Below are 21,939 nucleotides of genomic sequence, written 5' to 3'. Positions count from 1 at the left end.
GTAAGACTTGCGATGATACGATACCTTTCATATGATTAACACTAGAAAGGGTAAGGTGATGAGGCATGTTTCCTACGATTCAAATGGCAGACCTTCAACAGCTCGTCCGTACGGATCAGATTCGCTGGTTTGACTGCCGCTATGACTTACAACAACCTGAATATGGACGAAATGCTTTCTTAGAACAACACGTCGAAGGTGCACAGCACCTGGATTTAACGACTGACCTTTCTGGTCCAATCGATGAGGTCGGCGGTCGGCATCCGCTTCCTTCAAAAGAAGCGTGGCAACACACACTGGAACAGCATGGTGTGACCCCGGAAGACTTCGTCGTTTTGTATGACGATGGTTTTCCATATGCCGCTCGTGCATGGTGGTTATTTAAATGGATCGGACATGAGCGTGTCGTAGTTCTCGAGGGCGGATTCTCCTCTTACCTAGCGTTCGATCTTCCGGTTACAGACGAGACTTTTACTTATGAACCCTCTCAGTACACGCCGCGTTTCCAAGACGAGATGCTCGTCTCGTTCGAAGAGCTAAAGGATCAGCTGACAGAAACGCTGGTCATCGATTCCCGAGCGCCCGATCGGTATCGCGGAGAAATCGAACCACTCGATCATGTCGCCGGACACATTCCGGGTGCCGTAAATTGTTACTTTGAACAAGCACTCTCACCAGATGGTCGTTTACGAGATGCGGAAGATCTGAAAGAACTATACGCCGACATCCTGCCGGTCACGGCACCTATCCTCTACTGTGGAAGCGGTGTGACAGCGTGCGTCAATGTCATCGCTCTCCACTCACTCGGGAAAACCGATGTCCGGCTTTACGCCGGCTCTTATAGTGATTGGGTCAGCCGCGGTGAAGACGTCTCCCGTTCGTAAACATCAGACGCTGACAGAAACATCTGTCAGTGTCTTTTTGTTTAGAGTTGAATTGGTTTGATGTTCCAGATCGCATTCGCATACTCTTTAATCGTTCGATCACTTGAGAACACACCTGACCGAGCAATATTAAGAATGACACGTTTATACCATTCTTCCGGTTGCTGATACATCCGATCGATACGTTCCTGCGCTTGTTGATACGACATGAAGTCTTTCAGGATCAGATACTCATCATTATACGTCAATAATGAATCGTAAATTGCTTGGAATTCACCCGGAGCAAATAATGTCCCGTCGACGAGACTATCGATGATTCGTCGCAACTCGGGTTGGGCACTGTATTGATCATACGCACTATAACCGCCGTATTGCTTATAATTCATGACTTCCTGCGGCGTTAAGCCGAAGATGAAGATGTTCGCATCCCCAACTTCATCTCGAATTTCGATGTTCGCTCCGTCGAGCGTTCCAATCGTCAAAGCGCCATTCATCATGAACTTCATATTGCCGGTTCCAGAGGCTTCATAGCTGGCAGTCGAAATCTGCTCACTGACATCACTTGCCGGGAAAATCTTTTCAGCAAGCGATACACGATAGTTTTCTAGGAAGACGACTTTCAAGTATGGGCTGACCTCTGGATCCTGATTAATTAAGCGAGCTAACGCATTGATATAACGAATGACTTCTTTTGCATAATGATAGCCTGGCGCTGCCTTTGCACCAAAGATGAATGTCCGCGGTGTCATCGTAAAGGAACGGTCTTCCTTCAGACGATAATAGAGCGAATGAATGTGTAACGCATTTAAGAGTTGACGTTTGTACGCATGCAATCGCTTGACTTGAACATCAAAAATCGAGGTTGGATCAACGACGATACCTGTTTCCTTTTCAATGAGCAACGCTAATTCTTCCTTACGCTGAAGCTTGATCTCGGCGATGTCCTTCTGCAGTGCTGAATCCTCTGCCCATTTCGTCAATTTTTGCAAATCGGACGGATGCTGAATCCAACCATCCCCGATCGCTTCTGTCACACGTTTTGCCAGTGCTGGGTTCGATGAGAGAAGCCAGCGACGATGTGTAATCCCGTTCGTCTTATTATTAAATCGAAGCGGAAACATCTCATAGAATAGTCGCATCTCGCGCTGCTTCAGAATCTCAGTATGAATCTGAGCGACACCGTTCGTTGAATGCGTGCCGACGACAGCCAGATTCGCCATGTTGATCCGATCGTCCGCGATGATGGCGATATCTCGCATATGTGCTTCCATGTGTGGATAGTTCGCCAGCACATCTTTACAGAAGCGTCGGTTGATTTCCTCGATGATGAGATAGATGCGTGGCAACAAGCGACGGAACAAATCAACCGGCCAACGTTCGAGTGCTTCTGATAATAACGTGTGGTTCGTAAACGACATGACACTCTTCGTGATCCGCCACGCTTCTTCCCATCCAAACCTTTCTTCATCAACAAGAATCCGCATCAATTCCGGAATCGCGACGACCGGATGCGTATCATTGATATGAATGGCAATATGATTCCCGAGTTGCTTCAATGAATGGTTTCGTTTTTTAAAGGACGTCAAGATACTCCTTAATCCTGCAGAGACGAAGAAATATTGTTGCTTCAGACGGAGTTCTTTTCCTTCGTACGTCGTATCATCCGGATACAAGAACTCTGAAATCGTCTGAATCGATTGTTTATGTGCCAGTAAATCTTTATAGTTCCCACGGTATTGACTAAGTAATTCATCATCATCAAGTGGAGACTCAGCACTCCAGAGTCGCAGGTTATTGACAACCTTGTTTTGATAGCCAACGATCGGCATATCGTACGGAACAGCACGGACGATTTCAGTCGGTTCATGATGGACGCGATACCCATCACCGACTTCTTCGAGCCACACATGTCCACCGAATGAAATATCGACCGCTTTATCAGAACGTCTAATTTCCCACATGTTTCCGTTCTTCAGCCAGTTATCCGGTAGCTCGACTTGATAGCCATCGATGATTTTTTGCTTAAACAGACCATATTGGTATCGGATACCGTTCCCATGTCCCGGTAGACCAAGCGCAGCCAAGGAATCAAGAAAACAGGCTGCGAGACGACCGAGACCTCCGTTTCCGAGTCCTGGTTCCGGCTCTTCTTCTGTCAGATCACTGAGCTGATATCCGAGTTCTTCCAGTCCCCGTTCCACATCCTTTAAGACGTCAAGACTTAATAGGTTGTTATGCAAGAAACGTCCGAGCAAAAACTCGAGTGAAAAGTAATAGACTTGCTTACTTTTTTTATGGGTATATGTTTCCTTTGTCCGCAACCAATCGGTCGTGACCGTCTCACGTACCAGATAAGCAAGTGTCTGATAGATATCGTTTTCTGTTGCTTCCGTTATTGCCTTGCCATGCATCGAAACGAATCGTTCCGTAAACCTCTCCTTGAACTTCTCTATATCTTTGAACATGACGTAACTCCTTTTCCCAGTGATACGATCAAGTGGCGGACGGTGCAATCAAACGATATAACGCCAAGTATTCGTCGGCTGAACGCAACCAACTGAAATCCTCATTCATCGCCGTCTCAATCAAGTGCTCAAAGACCGGGCGATCATGATAGACCTCAATGGTACGTTTAATCGCTTCTAAAAACTCATGTGCATTATAATTCGCGAACGAGAATCCATTTCCTTCTAACGTAAACTGATTGAATGGCTTGACCGTATCACGAAGACCACCTGTTTCCCGGACGACTGGTAAACAGCCGTACTTCATCGAAATCAACTGACTGAGACCACATGGTTCAAAACGCGAAGGCATCAAGAAGGCGTCACTGCCCGCATAGATTCGTTGCGCGAGACCAACGTCGAACCCGATGTAAGAAGCGATTTTGTCTGGACGAATCGATGTCGCATGATGGAACAACCCTTCATATTCCGCTTCACCTGATCCAAGGATGATGAACTGCGCATCGAGTTCAAACAAATCTGGCAAGATATGCGCGAGCAAATCAATCCCCTTTTGGTCGACGAGACGAGAAACGAAACCAAACAATGGTACATCCGGATTGATGGGGAGACCTAGTTCTTCTTGTAAGGCAGCTTTGTTCTTCGCCTTTCCTTCCGTGACGGTATCGACCGAATACGTCTCAACGAGATGCGTATCATGTGCAGGATCAAATTGACGATAGTCGATTCCATTCAAGATTCCGCGTACGTCGACAGCGCGATGTTGTAAGACGGGTTCAAGCGTCTCACCGTAATACGGATCCATGATCTCATCACGATATGATGGACTGACTGTCGTGATTTGATTGGAATGGACGAGTCCTGCCTTCATGTAATTGACGAGACCGTTATGAGCAATACCATCGGCTGTGAAGTGTTCATGACTCAATCCAAGTAAATCACCGAGTACTTCCTCCGGGAAAACACCTTGATATTGTAGATTGTGAATCGTAAAGACCGTTTTAATATCTTGATAGCGCTCTAGGTGCTGATAATGGATTCGTAGGAACGCCGGAATCACACCTGTTTGCCAATCGTGACAATGGATGACGTCCGGTACTTCTTTCCGATCGAGATGTTGAATCATCTCAAGAACGGCACGTGAAAAATACGCAAATCGTTCCGCATCATCGTAATGTCCATAAATGACACCATCGCGTTTGAAATAGTACTCATTATCGATGAAATAGAACGTTACACCATCTTGTTTTAATCGGAGGACAGCACCAAATTGCTGTCGCCAGCCAACTGGTACGATGAAGTCGAATAAAAACTCCATCTCTGATTTGTATTGTTCCTTGATTTGACCATAATTGGGTAAGACGACCGAAACGTCTGCCCCTTCCTCAGCAAGCGCTAAAGGGAGCGAGCCGACGACGTCAGCTAGCCCCCCTGTCTTGATGAAGGGTGTCGCTTCCGTGGCAGCAAACCATACCTTCATGAATGACATCTCCTTTAAACGATTGTTTGTTTTTTGATGACGATTGGTTCTTCTGCCGTACCGCGAATGACTTGACCGCGTTTGACGGTCACTTCTTTGTCGAGAATCGCGTACTCAACGACCGCGCCTTCTTCAATGACCGATTTTTGCATGATGATCGAGTTTTTGACGCGCGCATGCTTTCCGACTTTAACACCACGGAACAGGATGCTATCCGTCGTCGTGCCTTCTAACTTACAGCCGTTTGCGACGAGTGAGTTCTTAATCGCTGAACCTGGCAAATAACGTGTCGGCGGTTCATGCTTGATTTTCGTGTAGACATGCTGGAAGTCGTTGATTGCTCCCCACTGTTCAAGCAATAGCATGCTCTCACGGTAGTATGAACGAAGTGAGTGGATGACTTGTGATGTACCACGATATTCATAACCATGTACATGCAAGCGATTTAGCTGCGAACGGATGATACTTTGTAGTAAATCGTACTCGCCACGCGCAATCGCCTCATCAATCAAACGAACGAATAGGTTCTTCGATAGAACGACCGTTTCCATGTAGAACGTCTCATCAGTCGGCTGGAACCCTCGTGATCCGATTGCAGTCACGCGGTTCTGCTCGCCAAAGCGAATTGGACGGCAGTATTTGCAAGGCAGTTCACGCTTCGTATAAACGACTGTGATATCCGCATTCGATTCTTTATGTTCGCGCAAGACATCACGATAATCTACGGCTGATAAGATGTTCGAACCAGAGACGACGACATAGTTCTCCTTACTGCGAAGGAAAAAATCACGGTGAAGGTGGAAGTTCGATAGATCCCCACGGAACTCGTTCGCATCTTGTGACAATGCAGGTGGGAAGATATAGAGTCCACCGTTTGAACGGTCAAGATCCCACTCTTTACCAGATCCAAGATGGTCCATCATGCCACGATATTTCTCGAGCGTAAAAATCCCGATGTTCGCGATATCGTTTTGTACCATGTTCGTTAATGTAAAATCGATCAATCGATAACGACCCGCAAATGGCACAGCTGCCAAGTTACGATGCTCTGTTAGTTCTTTGAAAAATCCTTCTTCACCACTTAGATTGATGACGCCTAATAAATCGACCTTCATTCGAATATCCCCCTTATTGAATTGCTTCTTTGATGACTTCGTTCTTTTTAACGATGCTGTCTGCTTCAATGACGAAGACTTCTCCGTCCGGAGATCCAATCGTCGCACCATCTTCAACGATGACACCATCTGCTAAAATCGCCCGGTGAATCGTGACGTCTCGTCCGATTTTGACGTTCGGGAAGATGACCGAGTCTTTGACGAGTGATCCTTCTGCTACATCGACACCGTAGAAGAGAACCGAATGATTGATTTCTCCTTCGATGTGGCATCCTTCGTTGATGATCGATGTCTCGACTGTCGCAGCGTTTCCAATGTATTGTGGTTGCTGATTCGGGTTGACCGAATGTACTTTCCATGACGGTTCATACAAATCGAATTCAGGCTCTGCCGTCAATAGATCCATGTTCGCTTCCCAAAGGGATTGAATCGTCCCGACGTCTTTCCAGTATCCTTTGAATTTATACGCACGGATATTGAGATTTTCAAAAAGCATGTTCGGGATGATATTTTTACCGAAGTCAAAGCTTGATTCCGCATCGCCGGCATCTTGAATCAAGTGGCGTTTTAAGATATCCCAGTTAAAGACATAAATCCCCATCGATGCAAGATTTGATTTCGGATTTTTTGGTTTTTCTTCGAATTCATTGATTCGTAAGTCATCGTCCGTATTGAGGATACCAAATCGCGGTGCCTCGTCCCATGGTACTTCACGTACGGAAATCGTCACGTCAGCTCCACCAAGTCGATGCTCCTCGATCATTTTTTCATAATCCATTTTATAAATATGGTCGCCTGATAGAACAAGAACATATTCAGGGTCAAATTGATTGATATAACTCATATTTCGATAAATAGCATTTGCTGTGCCCTCATACCAGTTTTTGCCGTTCTGTGCTTGGTATGGTGGAAGAATCGTTAATCCGCCATTACGGCGATCCAAATCCCATGGACTTCCAATGCCAAGGTATCGATTCAACTCTAATGGTTCGTATTGCGTCAACACGCCAACTGTATCGATTCCTGAGTTCGTACAGTTCGAAAGTGGGAAATCAATGATCCGGTATTTTCCTCCAAATGCAACAGCTGGTTTTGCAGTATGTTTCGTTAAAGCTCCCAGACGTTTCCCTTCTCCGCCTGCAAGTAACATCGCAACGACATTCTTTTTAGCCATTTCGTCCCCTCCATTTATGCTCTTTTTTTACAGATGACTCGCGTTCTAAAATCCACAGATACTTCTATATACCCAATCTTTTCTCTTTTTAATATAACATTCCTGCAAAATAGGTTTATTAAAATACAAAAATCGAAAAAAAATCTATTGATTTCTCCATAAAAGACCGATAATAGGAATGAAATGGCTTTTTGAAAGGAGTTCTCATGCGAATTACGACAGGATATCTCGTCTTACTTGGTCTTACGATGATGCTTCTGTTTTCCTTATTTTCAATTAAAGATGAGTTAAAAACAGCACGCACACTTTTTTTCTGGGCCGATGAACAGACGACACGACATCCACTGACCTCCTACCAACCAATCACCGTAACCTATGAAAACAAACGGGTCGAGCTCTATGACGGATTGCGACGGGATGACTTAACGCCTCGAACATTACCGAAAAAAGTCGAGCAAGCGTTTGTTGCTATCGAAGATCAACGTTTCTATCAACATGACGGATATGACATCACAGGAATCTTACGCGCGTTTACGAAAAACCAGTCTGATTCTAAATCTCAAGGTGGCAGTACGATCACACAACAACTAGCAAGAATGACATATCTAACAAACGAAAAAACATATACTAGAAAAATAAAAGAGTTGCTAATTGCTGTGTCTTTGGAGCAAAAATATTCGAAAAAAGAATTGATGACAGCGTATGTCAATCAAGCATATTTCGCGAATAATATTTACGGGATCGAACTGGCCGCAAAATCATATTTCAATAAGCCAGCGCGCGAGTTGAATTGGTCTGAAATCAGCTTTTTGACAGCGATTCCGAACAATCCGTCACTCTACGATCCGCTTCGTTTTCCTGAAAATACAAAAAAACGTCAGCAACGAATCGCTCAAGCATTAGTGCGCGATCGTGTACTGACGAAAGATTTTACTATTTCTCATGTGACACCTCGATCTTATAAGCCGCGGGTTCCTTATCCGGACTATATCGATGCCACCGTTCAAGCTGCCGTTCGGATGACCGCTCAAAAAAAGGGTTGGAGTGAGAAGCATGCTGCAGAATATCTGCATCAACAAGGTGCGGTCATCTCGACATATCTCGACTCAGCAGAACAACGACGGGCTAAGGAAGCTCTTCGCAATCTACCCAACCCGATTGAGGGGGCTTATGTTGGCATCGACGGACAAACACACGGAGTCACGGCTCTTGTCGGCTACAAATCAAATTTGACAGGTCAGTTCAACCGAGCAGTGCAGTCGTACCGACAACCTGGTTCAGCCATCAAACCGTTACTTGTCTACGGTCCTTACCTTGAGAAGACGAAAGCCCGCTTGTCGAGCACGTTAGACGGTAGTCCCGTCTGTATCGATGGCTACTGTCCGTCAAATAGCGGAAATCGGATCCTTGGACAAGTGACGATTGCCGATGCGATCGCTTATTCTTATAACACACCAGCGATCCGTGCTTTTGCTGTTTCTTTCCAAGAAGGATTGAAGTCCATCCGTCCATTCCAGTTTAGCCAGTGGACACGTGAGGATGATGCCTTTACGAGTGCCCTAGGTGGGTTGCAATACGGGATCAGTCCATATGAACTGACGAACGCTTATTCCGTATTCGTCAATGACGGGATCTATCGACCGGCATCGATGATTAAAAGTATTACGTTTCGAAACGGAACGGTCGAACGACCGCAGGAAAAGGAACAACGGATTTGGTCCAGTCAGACGAACCGTGAATTACGGGCTGGTTTAAAGAATGTCATGACGTATGGAACAGGGCGCAAAGGATACGATCCTTCCGCGCGCTATATCGGAGGAAAAACAGGAACAACGAATGATAATAAGGATATGTGGTTCGTCGGTATCAAAAATCAACACATCGGGGGTATTTGGTTAGGAGCTGACCGTCCCCGCCCTTTCCCTGCTGAAGCCAATGCAACGTTACAGGTCCAGACGTGGGCGACGATTTTACGTCCTTGAGTCAACTCGGAAATAAAATTGCTTCTCCAAAGGAATTGAATAAGGTCAGACCAACCCATGATAGACCAGCGAGTAGAACGCCCCAGGCTAAGAAGGAGAAGATGATTAACCCAACAGCTCCAGCCGCACTCGTCATTTTACTAATCTGTACCGTGTAAAAGATAAAATAGATGAAGAAGGATACAAGCAATACGATCCCAACGTGCAAGAAGGACGTCATGAAAGCAAAGCTGACACATCCTCCGACGAGCAGGAGAATACTGCCCGGACGTAACATACCGAGTGTCGTTCCCTCTTGTTCTTTGATGAAAAAGGCGAAACCGAGCTGATTGATCGTGTCCGATAGTAGTTTAAGCGAACTAAAGATCATGAAATAGACGATCAAAAAACCAAGCCAAACGACGAGCTTCGTATCACGTGCCGTCAGTAGCTGGAGCAGTTCATCGTACACGCCGACTTGATCGAGCCAATGCAATGCAAGTTCCGTCGTCGCGATCGCAAGGGATGTACTAAATAACAAGATGCTGATCAGTGGGGCATAACTTAATAGGTAAACGTTCGTACGCATGTGGAGTCTCCATTCATAGAAAATTCATATGTAGCACACAATTTCACTTACAGGTATACTATAATAGATTATATCGGTTCAAGAGACTGAAGGGGGAAACAAAAATGGCATTTATCTTAATGGTCGGCGTAAGTCTTGCGTTTTTGACAGCAATCTTCACTGCAGGCTACAACAAAAAACCTGAAGGTAACGAATAACTCATAAAAGCTCCATCCTGAATCAGGATGGAGCTTTTGCTTTACAGAAGACCTGCGTATCCTTGCTGACGTAATGCTTCATAGACGATGATCGCTGCCGTGTTCGAGACGTTCAGTGAACGAACGAGATTCGATTGGGGTAAACGGATACACCGTTCTGCGTTTGCATCGATGACTTCAAGCGGCAATCCTTTTGTTTCCCGACCAAAGACGAAGAAATAGTCCTGTTCAACGTCCGATAAGTCAATCTGACTTGGGTACTGTTCCCCGTATTTCGTAATATAGTAGAAAATACCTTCCGGATGTTTTTCCCACAGTTCTTCTAACGAATCATGATAACGGACATCGACAAATTCCCAGTAGTCAAGACCCGCACGTTTAAGTTGCTTATCGTCTGTCGAGAAGCCGAGCGGTCGGATCAAGTGAAGGACGGAATGCGTCGCTGCACATGTTCGCGAAATATTACCTGTATTTTGAGGAATTTCCGGTTGATACATAACGACATGAATAGCCATGGTTCAATTCTCTCCTATCTCATGCGCTAAAAGCGCTTCTTTATGGGCAATTCCGCTTGCGAACCCCGTCAATTTACCGGTCGCCCCGATGACACGGTGGCATGGATAAATCAATGCGATCGGATTCCGATTCAAGGCACCGCCAACAGCTCGTGCTGCCTGTGGTTTTCCAATCATTCGAGCCAGTTCACCATAACTGATCGTCTGACCGAACGGAACGGTTCGCAAAGCTTGTAACACTTTCTCTGCAAATGGTGTGACACGCAACTGACAAGGAAGCGCATCAAGCGCTTGTACCTCTCCTTGTGCATAACGATCAAACGCCATACGCCAAGCTTTCGGTAATGTACCTTCGTCTGTCTCTTCTGCTAAATAGGTCCGAGCACGATCTTTATTCAACCCAAAGTCGAGGTACACGATTTGCTCTTTTTCCCATGCGACGAGCAATGTACCGAACTTATAAGTGAGCTGTTGAAATGGCATCTGCTTCCCCCCACTCTTCAATTAACCGTTGTCCTTCTGTCTGAACATCCACTGCAGTATCCGCTAAAAGACGGGATTCGATGTACGACTTCTCATCAATTCCGCCAATCCGACCGACTGCCCAGAGTGCAAGCGCCCGCATGTCTTCGCGGGCATCTGTTTCCGTCATTAACCGTAGCGCGTCAATAGCACTCTTGTCTCGATAATGAACAAGCGCACAAATCGCATTACGTTGAATCGGCTTCTTACCACGCCATGCTCCGGATAATGTTCCGAAACGACTCTTGAACTCACGGTTACTCATTGATAAGAGTGGAACAAGGAGCGGTTTGACCTGCTCCGGATCCGGTTGTAGTTCAACATGATGTGTCGCATTCTTCTTCCGGTTATATGGACATACTTGCTGACATGTATCACACCCATACAGACGGTTCCCAAGCGCCATCCGAAACGGTTCTGGCAGTAACGTTTTCGTCTGTGTTAAAAACGAGATACATCGTTTAGCGTCGATGACACCAGGTTCAACTAGCGCATCCGTCGGACAAGCATCGATACATTTATTGCATGTTCCACATAATTCTTCGACTGGCTGATCCGGCGGCAAGACGAGGTCAGTAATCAATTCACCGAGATAAAGATACGATCCGTGCTCTTCACTGATGATCGAGCAATTTTTACCACTGAATCCAATACCTGCTCGTTCTGCTACTGCACGATCGACGAGTTCTCCTGTATCGACCATCGAGCGCGTCCTTGCACCTGGATTCAACTCTTGAATTTTTTCTTCAAGCAACGTCAAACGTTGTCGCAACGCCTGATGGTAATCCAGTCCCCAGGACGATCGACAAAAAATACCCCGCCGCTCCCCTTCCTTGCCACGAGGTGCATTTTTGAGAGTACTTGGATACGCGACCGCAATGGCAATGATCGAAGCCGCATCTTCTACGAGTAACGAAGGAGTCGTTCGTAGATCGAGATCGGGCTCTTCAAAACCAGAAGCAAATCCTTTCTCCTGTTGTGCTTGAAGTCGACGTTTTAAGACAAGAAAAGGGTCAGCCGTCGTCACCTTCAGCTCATCGATTCCAATCTCAACTGCGTACTCTTGTAAAGCCAATTTCAATTGTACACCATCCATTACGACACGCTCCTTTCCTCTTAAGATTCCTTCCTAAACAAAAAGAGCAAGGTGTCAGCGAAAACGACACATTGCTCTTTTTAGGTAAGCGGGTGAAGGGAATCGAACCCTCGTCATCAGCTTGGAAGGCTGAGGTTTTACCATTAAACTACACCCGCATGATCAGGTGAAACATCAGATTGTGTAAAAAGTATAAAGCGGGTGAAGGGAATCGAACCCTCGTCATCAGCTTGGAAGGCTGAGGTTTTACCATTAAACTACACCCGCAAGATACCGGTGGTCGGAATCGAACCGACACTCCAAAGGAACACGATTTTGAGTCGTGCGCGTCTACCAGTTCCGCCACACCGGCACAATCTCTTGCAAAACTATTTAATTGAGAAATAGTTGGAGGCGCCAGTCAGAATCGAACTGACGATAAAGGAGTTGCAGTCCTCTGCCTTACCACTTGGCTATGGCGCCACTCATTGGAGCGGAAGACGGGATTCGAACCCGCGACCCCGACCTTGGCAAGGTCGTATTCTACCACTGAACTACTTCCGCTTGAAAAGCTGGGCTGGAAGGGATCGAACCTTCGCGTGCTGGAATCAAAATCCAGTGCCTTACCACTTGGCTACAGCCCAATAATAAGAGGGCGACTGATGGGAATTGAACCCACGAATGCCGGAATCACAATCCGGTGCGTTAACCACTTCGCCACAATCGCCATGGTAAACAGGGGCAGCAGGAATCGAACCCGCGCTGACGGTTTTGGAGACCGTAGTTCTACCGCTAAACTATGCCCCTATGGTGGTGGGGGGGGGCGGATTCGAACCGCCGAACCCGAGGGAGCGGATTTACAGTCCGCCGCGTTTAGCCACTTCGCTACCCCCCCACAAATGGGAAAATCATGTTGTTAATAAAGATGGTGGCTTTGGACGGAATCGAACCGCCGACACAAGGATTTTCAGTCCTTTGCTCTACCAACTGAGCTACAAAGCCTTAACAATGGCGGTCCTGACGGGATTCGAACCCGCGATCTCCTGCGTGACAGGCAGGCATGTTAACCGCTACACCACAGGACCGTATGTAATTGCGGGGGCCGGATTTGAACCGACGACCTTTGGGTTATGAGCCCAACGAGCTACCAGACTGCTCCACCCCGCGACGCTATAAATGGTGACCCGTACGGGATTCGAACCCGTGTTACCGCCGTGAAAGGGCGGTGTCTTAACCGCTTGACCAACGGGCCATTCTGAATTGAAAGTGATGATGGCGGAGAGCAAGGGATTCGAACCCTTGAGACGCTTTTGACGCCTACACGATTTCCAATCGTGCTCCTTCGGCCACTCGGACAGCTCTCCATTGTACGTGGTGAAGAAGTAATAAATGGCTCCGCAAGTAGGATTTGAACCTACGACCTACCGGTTAACAGCCGGTTGCTCTACCGCTGAGCTATTGCGGAACGATCGCCTGGCAGCGTCCTATCCTCACAGGGAGAAGCCCCCAACTACTTTCGGCGTTCAAGTGCTTAACTTCCGTGTTCGGCATGGGAACGGGTGTGACCACTTGGCTATCGCCACCAGACATTTATTATCTTAACATTATGTTCACATAACGTCAAGACTTTTTTTCATTTTTTTGAAAGGCTCGCGCCCTCAAAACTGAAGTCATCAACAATGCATCTGCTAGAACAAGGCCTCGACCGATTAGTATCACTCAGCTCCACATGTCGCCATGCTTCCACCCGTGACCTATCTACCTCATCGTCTCTGAGGGGTCTTTCTTGATTACTCAAAGGGAAATCTCATCTTGGAGGGGGCTTCATGCTTAGATGCTTTCAGCATTTATCCCGTCCGCACGTAGCTACCCAGCGATGCTCCTGGCGGAACAACTGGTACACCAGCGGTGCGTCCATCCCGGTCCTCTCGTACTAAGGACAGCTCTCCTCAAATTTCCTGCGCCCACGACGGATAGGGACCGAACTGTCTCACGACGTTCTGAACCCAGCTCGCGTACCGCTTTAATGGGCGAACAGCCCAACCCTTGGGACCTACTCCAGCCCCAGGATGCGATGAGCCGACATCGAGGTGCCAAACCTCCCCGTCGATGTGGACTCTTGGGGGAGATCAGCCTGTTATCCCCAGGGTAGCTTTTATCCGTTGAGCGATGGCCCTTCCATGCGGAACCACCGGATCACTAAGCCCGACTTTCGTCCCTGCTCGACTTGTAGGTCTCGCAGTCAAGCTCCCTTCTGCCTTTGCGCTCTACGAATGATTTCCAACCATTCTGAGGGAACCTTTGGGCGCCTCCGTTACTGTTTAGGAGGCGACCGCCCCAGTCAAACTACCCGCCTGACACGGTCCTCCAGCCGGATCACGGCTGCGAGTTAGAGACTCTATGCATGAAGGGCGGTATCCCAAGGGTGACTCCTCCGAAGCTGGCGCTCCGGGCTCGACGTCTCCCGCCTATCCTGTACATCATGCACAAAGCCTCAATATCAGGCTGTAGTAAAGCTCCATGGGGTCTTTCCGTCCTGTCGCGGGTAACCTGCATCTTCACAGGTACTATGATTTCACCGGGTCTCTCGTTGAGACAGTGCCCAAATCGTTACGCCTTTCGTGCGGGTCGGAACTTACCCGACAAGGAATTTCGCTACCTTAGGACCGTTATAGTTACGGCCGCCGTTTACTGGGGCTTCGGTTCAAAGCTTCGCTTGCGCTAACCCATCCCCTTAACCTTCCAGCACCGGGCAGGCGTCAGCCCCTATACGTCATCTTGCGATTTAGCAGAGACCTGTGTTTTTGCTAAACAGTCGTTTGGGCCTATTCACTGCGGCTCTACATGTGTAGAGCGTCCCTTCTCCCGAAGTTACGGGACCATTTTGCCGAGTTCCTTAACGAGAGTTATCCCGCGCGTCTTAGAATTCTCATCTCGCCTACCTGTGTCGGTTTACGGTACTGGCGCCTTCCCCCTCACTAGAGGCTTTTCTTGGCAGTGTGAAATCGTGACCTACGTCCCTACGGGACTCCGCATCGTTCCTTGACTGTGGTGCCTGACGGATTTGCCAATCAGACGGTCTTGAAACTTGCACATGCACTTCCATCCGCATGCGTCACTATCCTCCTGCGTCCCCCCATTGTTCAAACGGTGGATCGGCGGTACAGGAATATCAACCTGTTATCCATCGCCTACGCCTTTCGGCCTCGGCTTAGGTCCAGACTAACCCTGAGCGGACGAGCCTTCCTCAGGAAACCTTGGGCTTTCGACGGAGGGGATTCTCACCCCTCTTTTCGCTACTCACACCGGCATTCTCACTTCCAAACGCTCCACTGCTCCTTCCGGTACAGCTTCACAGCGGTTTGGAACGCTCCCCTACCATTCCTTACGGAATCCGCAGCTTCGGTGGTATGTTTAGCCCCGTTACATTTTCGGCGCGGCGCCACTCGACTAGTGAGCTATTACGCACTCTTTGAATGGTGGCTGCTTCTAAGCCAACATCCTAGCTGTCTAGGCAGCGCCACATCCTTTTCCACTTAACATACACTTGGGGACCTTAGCTGGCGGTCTGGGCTGTTTCCCTCTTGACTACTACGGATCTTATCACTCGCAGTCTGACTCCCGAGTATAAGTTGCTGGCATTCGGAGTTTAACTGAATTCGGTAACCCTGTGGGGGCCCCTAGTCCAATCAGTGCTCTACCTCCAGAACTCTCAACCTCGAGGCTAGCCCTAAAGCTATTTCGGGGAGAACCAGCTATCTCCAGGTTCGATTGGCATTTCACCGCTACCCACACCTCATCCCCGCACTTTTCAACGTGCGTGGGTTCGGACCTCCAGTCAGTGTTACCTGACCTTCATCCTGGACATGGGTAGATCACCTGGTTTCGGGTCTACGACAACGCACTGAACGCCCTGTTCAGACTCGCTTTCGCTACGGCTCCGCCTCATCGGCTTAACCTCGCGCGTTATCGTAACTCGCCGGTTCATTCTACAAAAGGCACGCCATCACCCGTTAACGGGCTCTGACTACTTGTAGGCATACGGTTTCAGGATCTATTTCACTCCCCTTCCGGGGTGCTTTTCACCTTTCCCTCACGGTACTGGTTCACTATCGGTCACTAGGGAGTATTTAGCCTTGGGAGATGGTCCTCCCGGATTCCGACGGGGTTTCACGTGTCCCGCCGTACTCAGGATCCACTCTGGAGGGAAAACAGTTTCAGCTACAGGGCTGTCACCTTCTTCGGCCGACCTTTCCAGGTCCTTCACCTACTGTCTTCCTTTTTGACTCCGTGTAGAGTGTCCTACAACCCCGAAGAGCATGCTCTTCGGTTTGGGCTGTTCCCGTTTCGCTCGCCGCTACTCAGGGAATCGCATTTGCTTTCTCTTCCTCCGGGTACTTAGATGTTTCAGTTCCCCGGGTCTGCCTCACGTTACACTATGTATTCATGTAACATGTCCCATCCCATTACAGATGGTGGGTTCCCCCATTCGGAAATCTTCGGATCAAAGCATACTTACTGCTCCCCGAAGCATATCGCTGTTCGTCGCGTCCTTCATCGGCTCCTAGTGCCAAGGCATCCACCGTACGCCCTTCATACCTTGATCTAGCGTTGGTATTCTAAGAACACACGTCTTAAATGACATGGTTAATTAAAAGTTTGATGTCTTGTTGATGTCTTCAGTTTTCAAGGTGCGAGTGTCTCTATCGAGACGTGAGAGACGAGCTCTCAAAACTGAACGATGGGCATGTCCCGTAAGGGACGTTTTCCTTAGAAAGGAGGTGATCCAGCCGCACCTTCCGATACGGCTACCTTGTTACGACTTCACCCCAATCATCTACCCCACCTTCGACGGCTGGCTCCTTGCGGTTACCTCACCGGCTTCGGGTGTTGCAAACTCTCGTGGTGTGACGGGCGGTGTGTACAAGACCCGGGAACGTATTCACCGCAGTATGCTGACCTGCGATTACTAGCGATTCCGACTTCATGCAGGCGAGTTGCAGCCTGCAATCCGAACTGGGAACGGCTTTATGGGATTGGCTCCACCTCGCGGTCTCGCTGCCCTTTGTACCGTCCATTGTAGCACGTGTGTAGCCCAACTCATAAGGGGCATGATGATTTGACGTCATCCCCACCTTCCTCCGGTTTGTCACCGGCAGTCTCCCTAGAGTGCCCAACTGAATGCTGGCAACTAAGGATAGGGGTTGCGCTCGTTGCGGGACTTAACCCAACATCTCACGACACGAGCTGACGACAACCATGCACCACCTGTCACCATTGTCCCCGAAGGGAAAACTTGATCTCTCAAGCGGTCAATGGGATGTCAAGAGTTGGTAAGGTTCTTCGCGTTGCTTCGAATTAAACCACATGCTCCACCGCTTGTGCGGGTCCCCGTCAATTCCTTTGAGTTTCAGCCTTGCGGCCGTACTCCCCAGGCGGAGTGCTTAATGCGTTAGCTTCAGCACTGAGGGGCGGAAACCCCCCAACACCTAGCACTCATCGTTTACGGCGTGGACTACCAGGGTATCTAATCCTGTTTGCTCCCCACGCTTTCGCGCCTCAGCGTCAGTTACAGACCAAAGAGTCGCCTTCGCCACTGGTGTTCCTCCACATCTCTACGCATTTCACCGCTACACGTGGAATTCCACTCTTCTCTTCTGTACTCAAGCCTTCCAGTTTCCAATGGCCCTCCCCGGTTGAGCCGGGGGCTTTCACATCAGACTTAAAAGGCCGCCTGCGCGCGCTTTACGCCCAATAATTCCGGACAACGCTTGCCACCTACGTATTACCGCGGCTGCTGGCACGTAGTTAGCCGTGGCTTTCTCGTAAGGTACCGTCAAGGTACGAGCATTCCCTCTCGTACGTGTTCTTCCCTTACAACAGAGTTTTACGATCCGAAAACCTTCATCACTCACGCGGCGTTGCTCCATCAGACTTTCGTCCATTGTGGAAGATTCCCTACTGCTGCCTCCCGTAGGAGTCTGGGCCGTGTCTCAGTCCCAGTGTGGCCGATCACCCTCTCAGGTCGGCTATGCATCGTCGCCTTGGTGGGCCGTTACCCCACCAACTAGCTAATGCACCGCAAGGCCATCTCAAGGTGACGCCGAAGCGCCTTTCATCAGCGGACCATGCGGTCCGTTGAACTATCCGGTATTAGCTCCGATTTCTCGGAGTTATCCCAATCCTTGAGGCAGGTTCCTTACGTGTTACTCACCCGTCCGCCGCTCATTCCACTGCCTTCCCTCCGAAGAGTTCCGTCAGCTTCCTGCGCTCGACTTGCATGTATTAGGCACGCCGCCAGCGTTCGTCCTGAGCCAGGATCAAACTCTCCATGAAGTGTTTGACTTGCTCGTTGTTGTGACCGGAGTCACGATTGACGAAGCTTGCGCTTCATTCGTTTTTGTATTCCGTAGAATACGATTTTTGCCTCATCGTTCAGTTTTCAAAGTTCGTCGTGTCGTTTTCAGCGACTTTAATAAGATATCACGGAATAACTTAAGCGTCAATCCTTTTTTTGAAATCTTTTTTCTTTCCTGTCACCGTCCAGCGCGTGTTGCCCTGTCGACATGTATTAATATACTATCTCGGTATAATACCGTCAATAGTTTTTCTAAAAAAACTTTTGAAATCTTTTTTCTTCTATATATAGCAAAAACAATTCTAGGAAAAAGTAAAGCCGATCGTCATACGACCGGCTCATACGTCACGAGTTCGACTCCCGCCCCTTTAGTCGTTTGATATGAGATACGAATCAAACCTTTTCGCATGAAGAAATCGATTAAGCTGCTCAAATCTACTTTAACTTCTTGCAATCGTTCTTCTTCCATCAATTCATACATCGTCCAAGGATCCGTCCGTTCACGCATAATTTCGAATAAATAGCGTCCTCCCGATAAAACCTTGGATTGCAAAAGGTGCTCAAGCCCAATCAAAGCAAGATGAATACGTTGATCTAGTGTCTCTTCACTCATCAATAATTGCTCGTATAGTTTATAGACATCCGGGTCATCGAGTCGCGCCTGTTCCCAAACGACCGTTTCAGGATGTTTTCCTTTTTCGAGGACGGATAACCGTGCCAGGTGATGCAACGCATGATGGACATGTGTATAGGCATCATAATGATGTCCGCGACTAAACAAGTTTCTTCCATCTTGGAAACGACGCAACAATTTAGCAAAGGAAATCGTCATCTGTAAATGTCGTTCCTCATCAGGAAAATCGAGTAGTTGTCTTTTTAAGTCAACTAAGTAATCGTTTCGTTCGAATACGATCGTCCCTTCAGCAATCCAATGAATTGCTCGTCGATTGGCGTTCAATAAAATCCAACGCGATAACACATCCTCGTGTACAAGATGTAAAGATACTTTCAACGTATTCAATCGGTAATGTTTAATCGTCCATTCGACTTCCGGATCTCTTGTGATGACAACAAGAAGTGTATCAAATTGATCTGTCAGAGAATCCCGTGGTTGTCGTTTTTCGACCGCAATGATTCCTTGAGTTTCACGATAAGCTGCGTATTCCGAATAAATCGTTCGTGTTGCTTGTTCCATTTACTTCTCACCCTTCTATACGAACTCGTCGTTACCATTTTCGACAAAAAAACAAGCTTTCCTTCTTCAGGCAATCCCACTTCTTATGCTAGACTGACAACAGGGGGAATTCACTTGAAAAAACAACGTAAAAATAAAATAAACCGCGCGCGAAACTTAGCAATGTTTCTCGTATTCGGCGGTATGCTCGTCATGTACGGCGGTCTATTACTCAAACAATTCGAGATCATCATGGTCTTACTCATGCTTCTCGGTTTCGTTATGGTCCTCGCCAGTACGGCACTCTACTTCTTGATTGGTCTAACATCAACGAAGGCAGCTGTCGTTACTTGTCCGAACTGTGGAAAAGAAACAAAAGTCCTTGGTCGCGTCGACTTATGTATGCATTGTGACGAACCACTGACGATGGATCCTTCTCTCGAAGGAAAAGAATTTGACGAAAAGTACAATAAACACAATAAACGAGCTCCCCGCTAAGGGCAGCTCGTTTTTTTATTGGACATTCGATTGACAGTCCGGGCAAGTTCCATACACCTCTAGTCGATGACGATCGACTTTGAAACCTGTTAAATGAGCCGCTACCGTTTCGACATCATCGAGCACAGGATAATTGAAATCAACGATCTTTCCGCAGTTCTCACAGATCATGTGGTAATGGCGTGTCGTAACGAAATCGAAGCGACTTGAAGCGTCTCCGTAGTTCATTTCCTCAACGATTCCCTTTTCTCGAAAAACGCGTAAGTTATTGTATACAGTCGCCACACTCATATTTGGAAATCGATGTTCGAGTGCACGATAAATCTCATCCGCTGTCGGATGTGTGTGTCCCGTCGTCAGATATTCTAAAATCGCGTGACGTTGTGGTGTCATTCGAACGCCTGATTCCCGAAGCGACTTCACGGCGTCATCCAGCATTTCGTTAGCCACGTCCATCCCCTCATTTCTATCTTTCATTGATTATCAGATTATAATCTTTATAATTAGTCTACCTACAAAAAGTCATTCCGTCAACGGCTCTGCACCGGATTTGACGTCCATGATACAATCATATCGTGATATTTTTCACGAATCATCGATTGGAGGAATCCTCATGTCTACTCACACTACTCGCCCTACTTCAGAGGCGTTATATGAAATCGCACAAGAGTGTATCGTTGGTGGCGTCAACAGCCCATCCCGTTCATTCAAAGCCGTCGGCGGCGGTGCACCTGTCTATATGGAAAGCGGAAAAGGTGCTTACTTTTATGATGTCGATGGCAATCGCTACATTGATTACTTAGCGGCCTACGGTCCGATCATCACAGGACACGGTCACCCCCACATTACGGAAGCGATCACACACGCTGCCCAGAACGGTCTTCTTTATGGCACGCCCCACCGTCTAGAAATCGACTTTGCACATAAACTACAAAAAGCGATTCCTTCGCTTGAAAAAGTACGTTTTACGAACTCCGGAACGGAAGCCGTCATGACGACGATTCGCGTCGCACGAGCATATACAGGTCGTGAGCTTGTCGTGAAGTTCAGTGGCTGTTACCACGGTCACTCGGATTTGATGCTGATCGCAGCAGGAAGTGGTCCAGCGACACTTGGTTCTCCCGATTCAGCAGGTGTCACGAAAGCGACGGCAAAAGAAGTTATTACGACACCGTTCAATGATATTGAATCGTACCGTCAAATCATGGAACAATGGGGCGATCAAGTCGCTTGTGTACTCGTTGAACCGATCGTCGGAAACTTCGGTATCGTCGAACCGCAACCTGGATTCCTTGCTGCGGTCAACGAAATTACGCATGCTCACGGTGCACTTGTTATTTACGATGAAGTCATCACTGCATTCCGCTTCACATACGGCAGTGCACAAGAACTACTCAATATCCGCCCTGATATGACGGCGCTCGGGAAAATCATCGGTGGTGGTTTACCGATTGGTGCTTATGGCGGTCGCAAGGAAATCATGGAACATGTCGCGCCACTCGGTCCAGCCTATCAAGCAGGTACGATGGCAGGGAACCCGGCATCGATGGCTGCCGGTATCGCTTGTCTTGAACTACTTGAGCAACCTGGCGTTTATGAACAACTCGATCACCTTGGTGCCCTACTCGAACAAGGTGTACTTGAAGCAGCAAAACGTCATGACGTCACGATTACGATCAACCGTCTAAAAGGTGCCATGACTGTCTACTTCACGGATGAAACAGTCATCGACTATGACGGTGCAGAACGTGCGGACAGTGAAATGTTTGGTCGCTTCTTCAAATTGATGCTAGAAGAAGGCGTCAACCTTGCTCCTTCAAAATACGAAGCGTGGTTCCTGACGACAGAACATACGGAAGCCGACATCAATGAGACGATCGCAGCAGTCGATCGTGCCTTTGCTCGACTTTAAGTCTCTTCACTAAAAAAGCA

General features: G+C 47.9%; 14 protein-coding genes, 15 tRNA genes and 3 rRNA genes. 4 read left to right on the top strand and 28 right to left on the bottom strand.

The features are described 5' to 3' along the window. Window positions 1-65 precede the first annotated feature (65 nt). On the top strand, window positions 66-884 hold the full coding sequence (locus VJ374_RS03650) for a sulfurtransferase (protein WP_290773596.1): 819 nt from the start codon (window positions 66-68) through the stop codon (window positions 882-884). A gap of 41 nt (window positions 885-925) precedes the next feature. On the opposite strand, the gene VJ374_RS03645 is transcribed toward VJ374_RS03650, so the two are convergent. From VJ374_RS03645 to VJ374_RS03630, 4 genes are read right to left on the bottom strand one after another with little or no spacing between them, the layout of a single operon-like run. Next, window positions 926-3,349, bottom strand: a complete 2,424-nt coding sequence (locus VJ374_RS03645; protein ID WP_329470194.1) for a glycogen/starch/alpha-glucan phosphorylase — start codon at window positions 3,347-3,349, stop codon at window positions 926-928. Between the two features lie 28 nt (window positions 3,350-3,377). Continuing rightward, on the bottom strand, window positions 3,378-4,829 hold the full coding sequence (gene glgA / locus VJ374_RS03640; protein WP_029340919.1) for a glycogen synthase GlgA: 1,452 nt from the start codon (window positions 4,827-4,829) through the stop codon (window positions 3,378-3,380). Between the two features lie 14 nt (window positions 4,830-4,843). Then, entirely contained in the window at window positions 4,844-5,944 is a 1,101-nt protein-coding gene (gene glgD, locus VJ374_RS03635; RefSeq protein ID WP_035409446.1) for a glucose-1-phosphate adenylyltransferase subunit GlgD, read from the bottom strand. A 13-nt stretch (window positions 5,945-5,957) separates the two neighbouring features. After that, complete coding sequence (locus tag VJ374_RS03630; RefSeq protein WP_035409448.1) at window positions 5,958-7,118, bottom strand: glucose-1-phosphate adenylyltransferase; 1,161 nt, start codon at window positions 7,116-7,118, stop codon at window positions 5,958-5,960. A gap of 206 nt (window positions 7,119-7,324) precedes the next feature. Between VJ374_RS03630 and VJ374_RS03625 the strand changes: the two genes are divergently transcribed. Continuing rightward, entirely contained in the window at window positions 7,325-9,100 is a 1,776-nt protein-coding gene (locus VJ374_RS03625; protein WP_329470192.1) for a transglycosylase domain-containing protein, read from the top strand. A 1-nt stretch (window position 9,101) separates the two neighbouring features. On the opposite strand, the gene VJ374_RS03620 is transcribed toward VJ374_RS03625, so the two are convergent. From VJ374_RS03620 to VJ374_RS03510, 23 genes are all read right to left on the bottom strand, one after another. Then, window positions 9,102-9,668: a DUF5366 family protein gene (locus VJ374_RS03620; protein ID WP_035409453.1), complete on the bottom strand. Its 567-nt coding sequence runs from the start codon at window positions 9,666-9,668 to the stop codon at window positions 9,102-9,104. Window positions 9,669-9,906: 238 nt separating this feature from the next. Continuing rightward, window positions 9,907-10,380 (bottom strand): tRNA (uridine(34)/cytosine(34)/5-carboxymethylaminomethyluridine(34)-2'-O)-methyltransferase TrmL, encoded by a 474-nt coding sequence (gene trmL, locus VJ374_RS03615; RefSeq protein ID WP_023467320.1) that lies wholly within the window; start codon window positions 10,378-10,380, stop codon window positions 9,907-9,909. A gap of 3 nt (window positions 10,381-10,383) precedes the next feature. Next, window positions 10,384-10,863 (bottom strand): methylated-DNA--[protein]-cysteine S-methyltransferase, encoded by a 480-nt coding sequence (locus VJ374_RS03610; protein ID WP_035409455.1) that lies wholly within the window; start codon window positions 10,861-10,863, stop codon window positions 10,384-10,386. Next, window positions 10,838-11,998, bottom strand: a complete 1,161-nt coding sequence (queG, locus tag VJ374_RS03605; protein ID WP_329470190.1) for a tRNA epoxyqueuosine(34) reductase QueG — start codon at window positions 11,996-11,998, stop codon at window positions 10,838-10,840. Before queG ends, VJ374_RS03610 begins: the two co-directional genes overlap by 26 nt. Before the next feature lie 87 nt (window positions 11,999-12,085). Beyond that, window positions 12,086-12,156, bottom strand: a tRNA-Gly gene (locus tag VJ374_RS03600). Between the two features lie 38 nt (window positions 12,157-12,194). After that, a tRNA-Gly gene (locus tag VJ374_RS03595) sits at window positions 12,195-12,265 on the bottom strand. A 4-nt stretch (window positions 12,266-12,269) separates the two neighbouring features. Continuing rightward, a tRNA-Leu gene (locus tag VJ374_RS03590) sits at window positions 12,270-12,350 on the bottom strand. A gap of 36 nt (window positions 12,351-12,386) precedes the next feature. Then, window positions 12,387-12,460 (bottom strand) — tRNA-Cys (locus VJ374_RS03585). A gap of 6 nt (window positions 12,461-12,466) precedes the next feature. Continuing rightward, window positions 12,467-12,541: transfer RNA gene (locus VJ374_RS03580), tRNA-Gly, on the bottom strand. A gap of 8 nt (window positions 12,542-12,549) precedes the next feature. Beyond that, window positions 12,550-12,621, bottom strand: a tRNA-Gln gene (locus tag VJ374_RS03575). Between the two features lie 10 nt (window positions 12,622-12,631). Beyond that, window positions 12,632-12,704, bottom strand: a tRNA-His gene (locus VJ374_RS03570). Window positions 12,705-12,713: 9 nt separating this feature from the next. Next, window positions 12,714-12,784 (bottom strand) — tRNA-Trp (locus VJ374_RS03565). A gap of 4 nt (window positions 12,785-12,788) precedes the next feature. Beyond that, window positions 12,789-12,872: transfer RNA gene (locus VJ374_RS03560), tRNA-Tyr, on the bottom strand. 31 nt (window positions 12,873-12,903) lie between these two features. Next, window positions 12,904-12,979: transfer RNA gene (locus tag VJ374_RS03555), tRNA-Phe, on the bottom strand. Between the two features lie 7 nt (window positions 12,980-12,986). Continuing rightward, window positions 12,987-13,062, bottom strand: a tRNA-Asp gene (locus VJ374_RS03550). Window positions 13,063-13,070: 8 nt separating this feature from the next. Continuing rightward, window positions 13,071-13,144: transfer RNA gene (locus VJ374_RS03545), tRNA-Met, on the bottom strand. A 10-nt stretch (window positions 13,145-13,154) separates the two neighbouring features. Further along, window positions 13,155-13,229, bottom strand: a tRNA-Glu gene (locus VJ374_RS03540). Between the two features lie 21 nt (window positions 13,230-13,250). Next, window positions 13,251-13,341, bottom strand: a tRNA-Ser gene (locus VJ374_RS03535). Window positions 13,342-13,367: 26 nt separating this feature from the next. After that, window positions 13,368-13,442: transfer RNA gene (locus VJ374_RS03530), tRNA-Asn, on the bottom strand. A 6-nt stretch (window positions 13,443-13,448) separates the two neighbouring features. Next, window positions 13,449-13,564, bottom strand: a 5S ribosomal RNA gene (rrf, locus tag VJ374_RS03525). A 102-nt stretch (window positions 13,565-13,666) separates the two neighbouring features. Next, window positions 13,667-16,583 (bottom strand): 23S ribosomal RNA (locus VJ374_RS03520). A 168-nt stretch (window positions 16,584-16,751) separates the two neighbouring features. Beyond that, window positions 16,752-18,313 (bottom strand): 16S ribosomal RNA (locus VJ374_RS03515). Together the 16S, 23S and 5S rRNA genes with 15 tRNA genes alongside form the textbook arrangement of a ribosomal RNA operon. Before the next feature lie 347 nt (window positions 18,314-18,660). After that, window positions 18,661-19,530, bottom strand: a complete 870-nt coding sequence (locus tag VJ374_RS03510) for a nucleotidyltransferase-like protein (RefSeq protein ID WP_035412741.1) — start codon at window positions 19,528-19,530, stop codon at window positions 18,661-18,663. Between the two features lie 114 nt (window positions 19,531-19,644). Here VJ374_RS03510 and VJ374_RS03505 point away from each other — a divergent pair, with 114 nt between their 5' ends. After that, window positions 19,645-20,007, top strand: a complete 363-nt coding sequence (locus tag VJ374_RS03505) for a DUF2614 family zinc ribbon-containing protein (RefSeq protein WP_029340912.1) — start codon at window positions 19,645-19,647, stop codon at window positions 20,005-20,007. Window positions 20,008-20,022: 15 nt separating this feature from the next. Here VJ374_RS03505 and perR read toward each other — a convergent pair whose 3' ends face one another. Further along, on the bottom strand, window positions 20,023-20,445 hold the full coding sequence (gene perR / locus VJ374_RS03500) for a peroxide-responsive transcriptional repressor PerR (RefSeq protein ID WP_369792039.1): 423 nt from the start codon (window positions 20,443-20,445) through the stop codon (window positions 20,023-20,025). 175 nt (window positions 20,446-20,620) lie between these two features. Here perR and VJ374_RS03495 point away from each other — a divergent pair, with 175 nt between their 5' ends. Then, window positions 20,621-21,919, top strand: coding sequence for a glutamate-1-semialdehyde 2,1-aminomutase (locus VJ374_RS03495; RefSeq protein WP_329470186.1), 1,299 nt, complete (start codon window positions 20,621-20,623; stop codon window positions 21,917-21,919). The last annotated feature ends 20 nt before the right edge of the window (window positions 21,920-21,939 follow it).

The organism is Exiguobacterium sp. 9-2, from assembly GCF_036287235.1.
Lineage (GTDB): Bacteria > Bacillota > Bacilli > Exiguobacteriales > Exiguobacteriaceae > Exiguobacterium_A.
Note: the sequence above shows the minus strand (reverse complement) of the source record. Positions and strands in the feature narration are given on the sequence as shown.

Bases quoted from the DNA above. Each gene is read 5' to 3' on its own strand.
- VJ374_RS03625 (WP_329470192.1), top strand. From the start codon at position 7,325: ATGCGAATTACGACAGGATATCTCGTCTTACTTGGTCTTACGATGATG.
- glgA (WP_029340919.1), bottom strand. From the start codon at position 4,829: ATGAAGGTATGGTTTGCTGCCACGGAAGCGACACCCTTCATCAAGACA.
- VJ374_RS03620 (WP_035409453.1), bottom strand. From the start codon at position 9,668: ATGCGTACGAACGTTTACCTATTAAGTTATGCCCCACTGATCAGCATC.
- queG (WP_329470190.1), bottom strand. From the start codon at position 11,998: ATGGATGGTGTACAATTGAAATTGGCTTTACAAGAGTACGCAGTTGAG.
- glgD (WP_035409446.1), bottom strand. From the start codon at position 5,944: ATGAAGGTCGATTTATTAGGCGTCATCAATCTAAGTGGTGAAGAAGGA.
- VJ374_RS03495 (WP_329470186.1), top strand. From the start codon at position 20,621: ATGTCTACTCACACTACTCGCCCTACTTCAGAGGCGTTATATGAAATC.
- perR (WP_369792039.1), bottom strand. From the start codon at position 20,445: ATGCTGGATGACGCCGTGAAGTCGCTTCGGGAATCAGGCGTTCGAATG.
- VJ374_RS03650 (WP_290773596.1), top strand. From the start codon at position 66: ATGTTTCCTACGATTCAAATGGCAGACCTTCAACAGCTCGTCCGTACG.
- VJ374_RS03645 (WP_329470194.1), bottom strand. From the start codon at position 3,349: ATGTTCAAAGATATAGAGAAGTTCAAGGAGAGGTTTACGGAACGATTC.
- VJ374_RS03510 (WP_035412741.1), bottom strand. From the start codon at position 19,530: ATGGAACAAGCAACACGAACGATTTATTCGGAATACGCAGCTTATCGT.
- VJ374_RS03630 (WP_035409448.1), bottom strand. From the start codon at position 7,118: ATGGCTAAAAAGAATGTCGTTGCGATGTTACTTGCAGGCGGAGAAGGG.
- VJ374_RS03610 (WP_035409455.1), bottom strand. From the start codon at position 10,863: ATGCCATTTCAACAGCTCACTTATAAGTTCGGTACATTGCTCGTCGCA.
- trmL (WP_023467320.1), bottom strand. From the start codon at position 10,380: ATGGCTATTCATGTCGTTATGTATCAACCGGAAATTCCTCAAAATACA.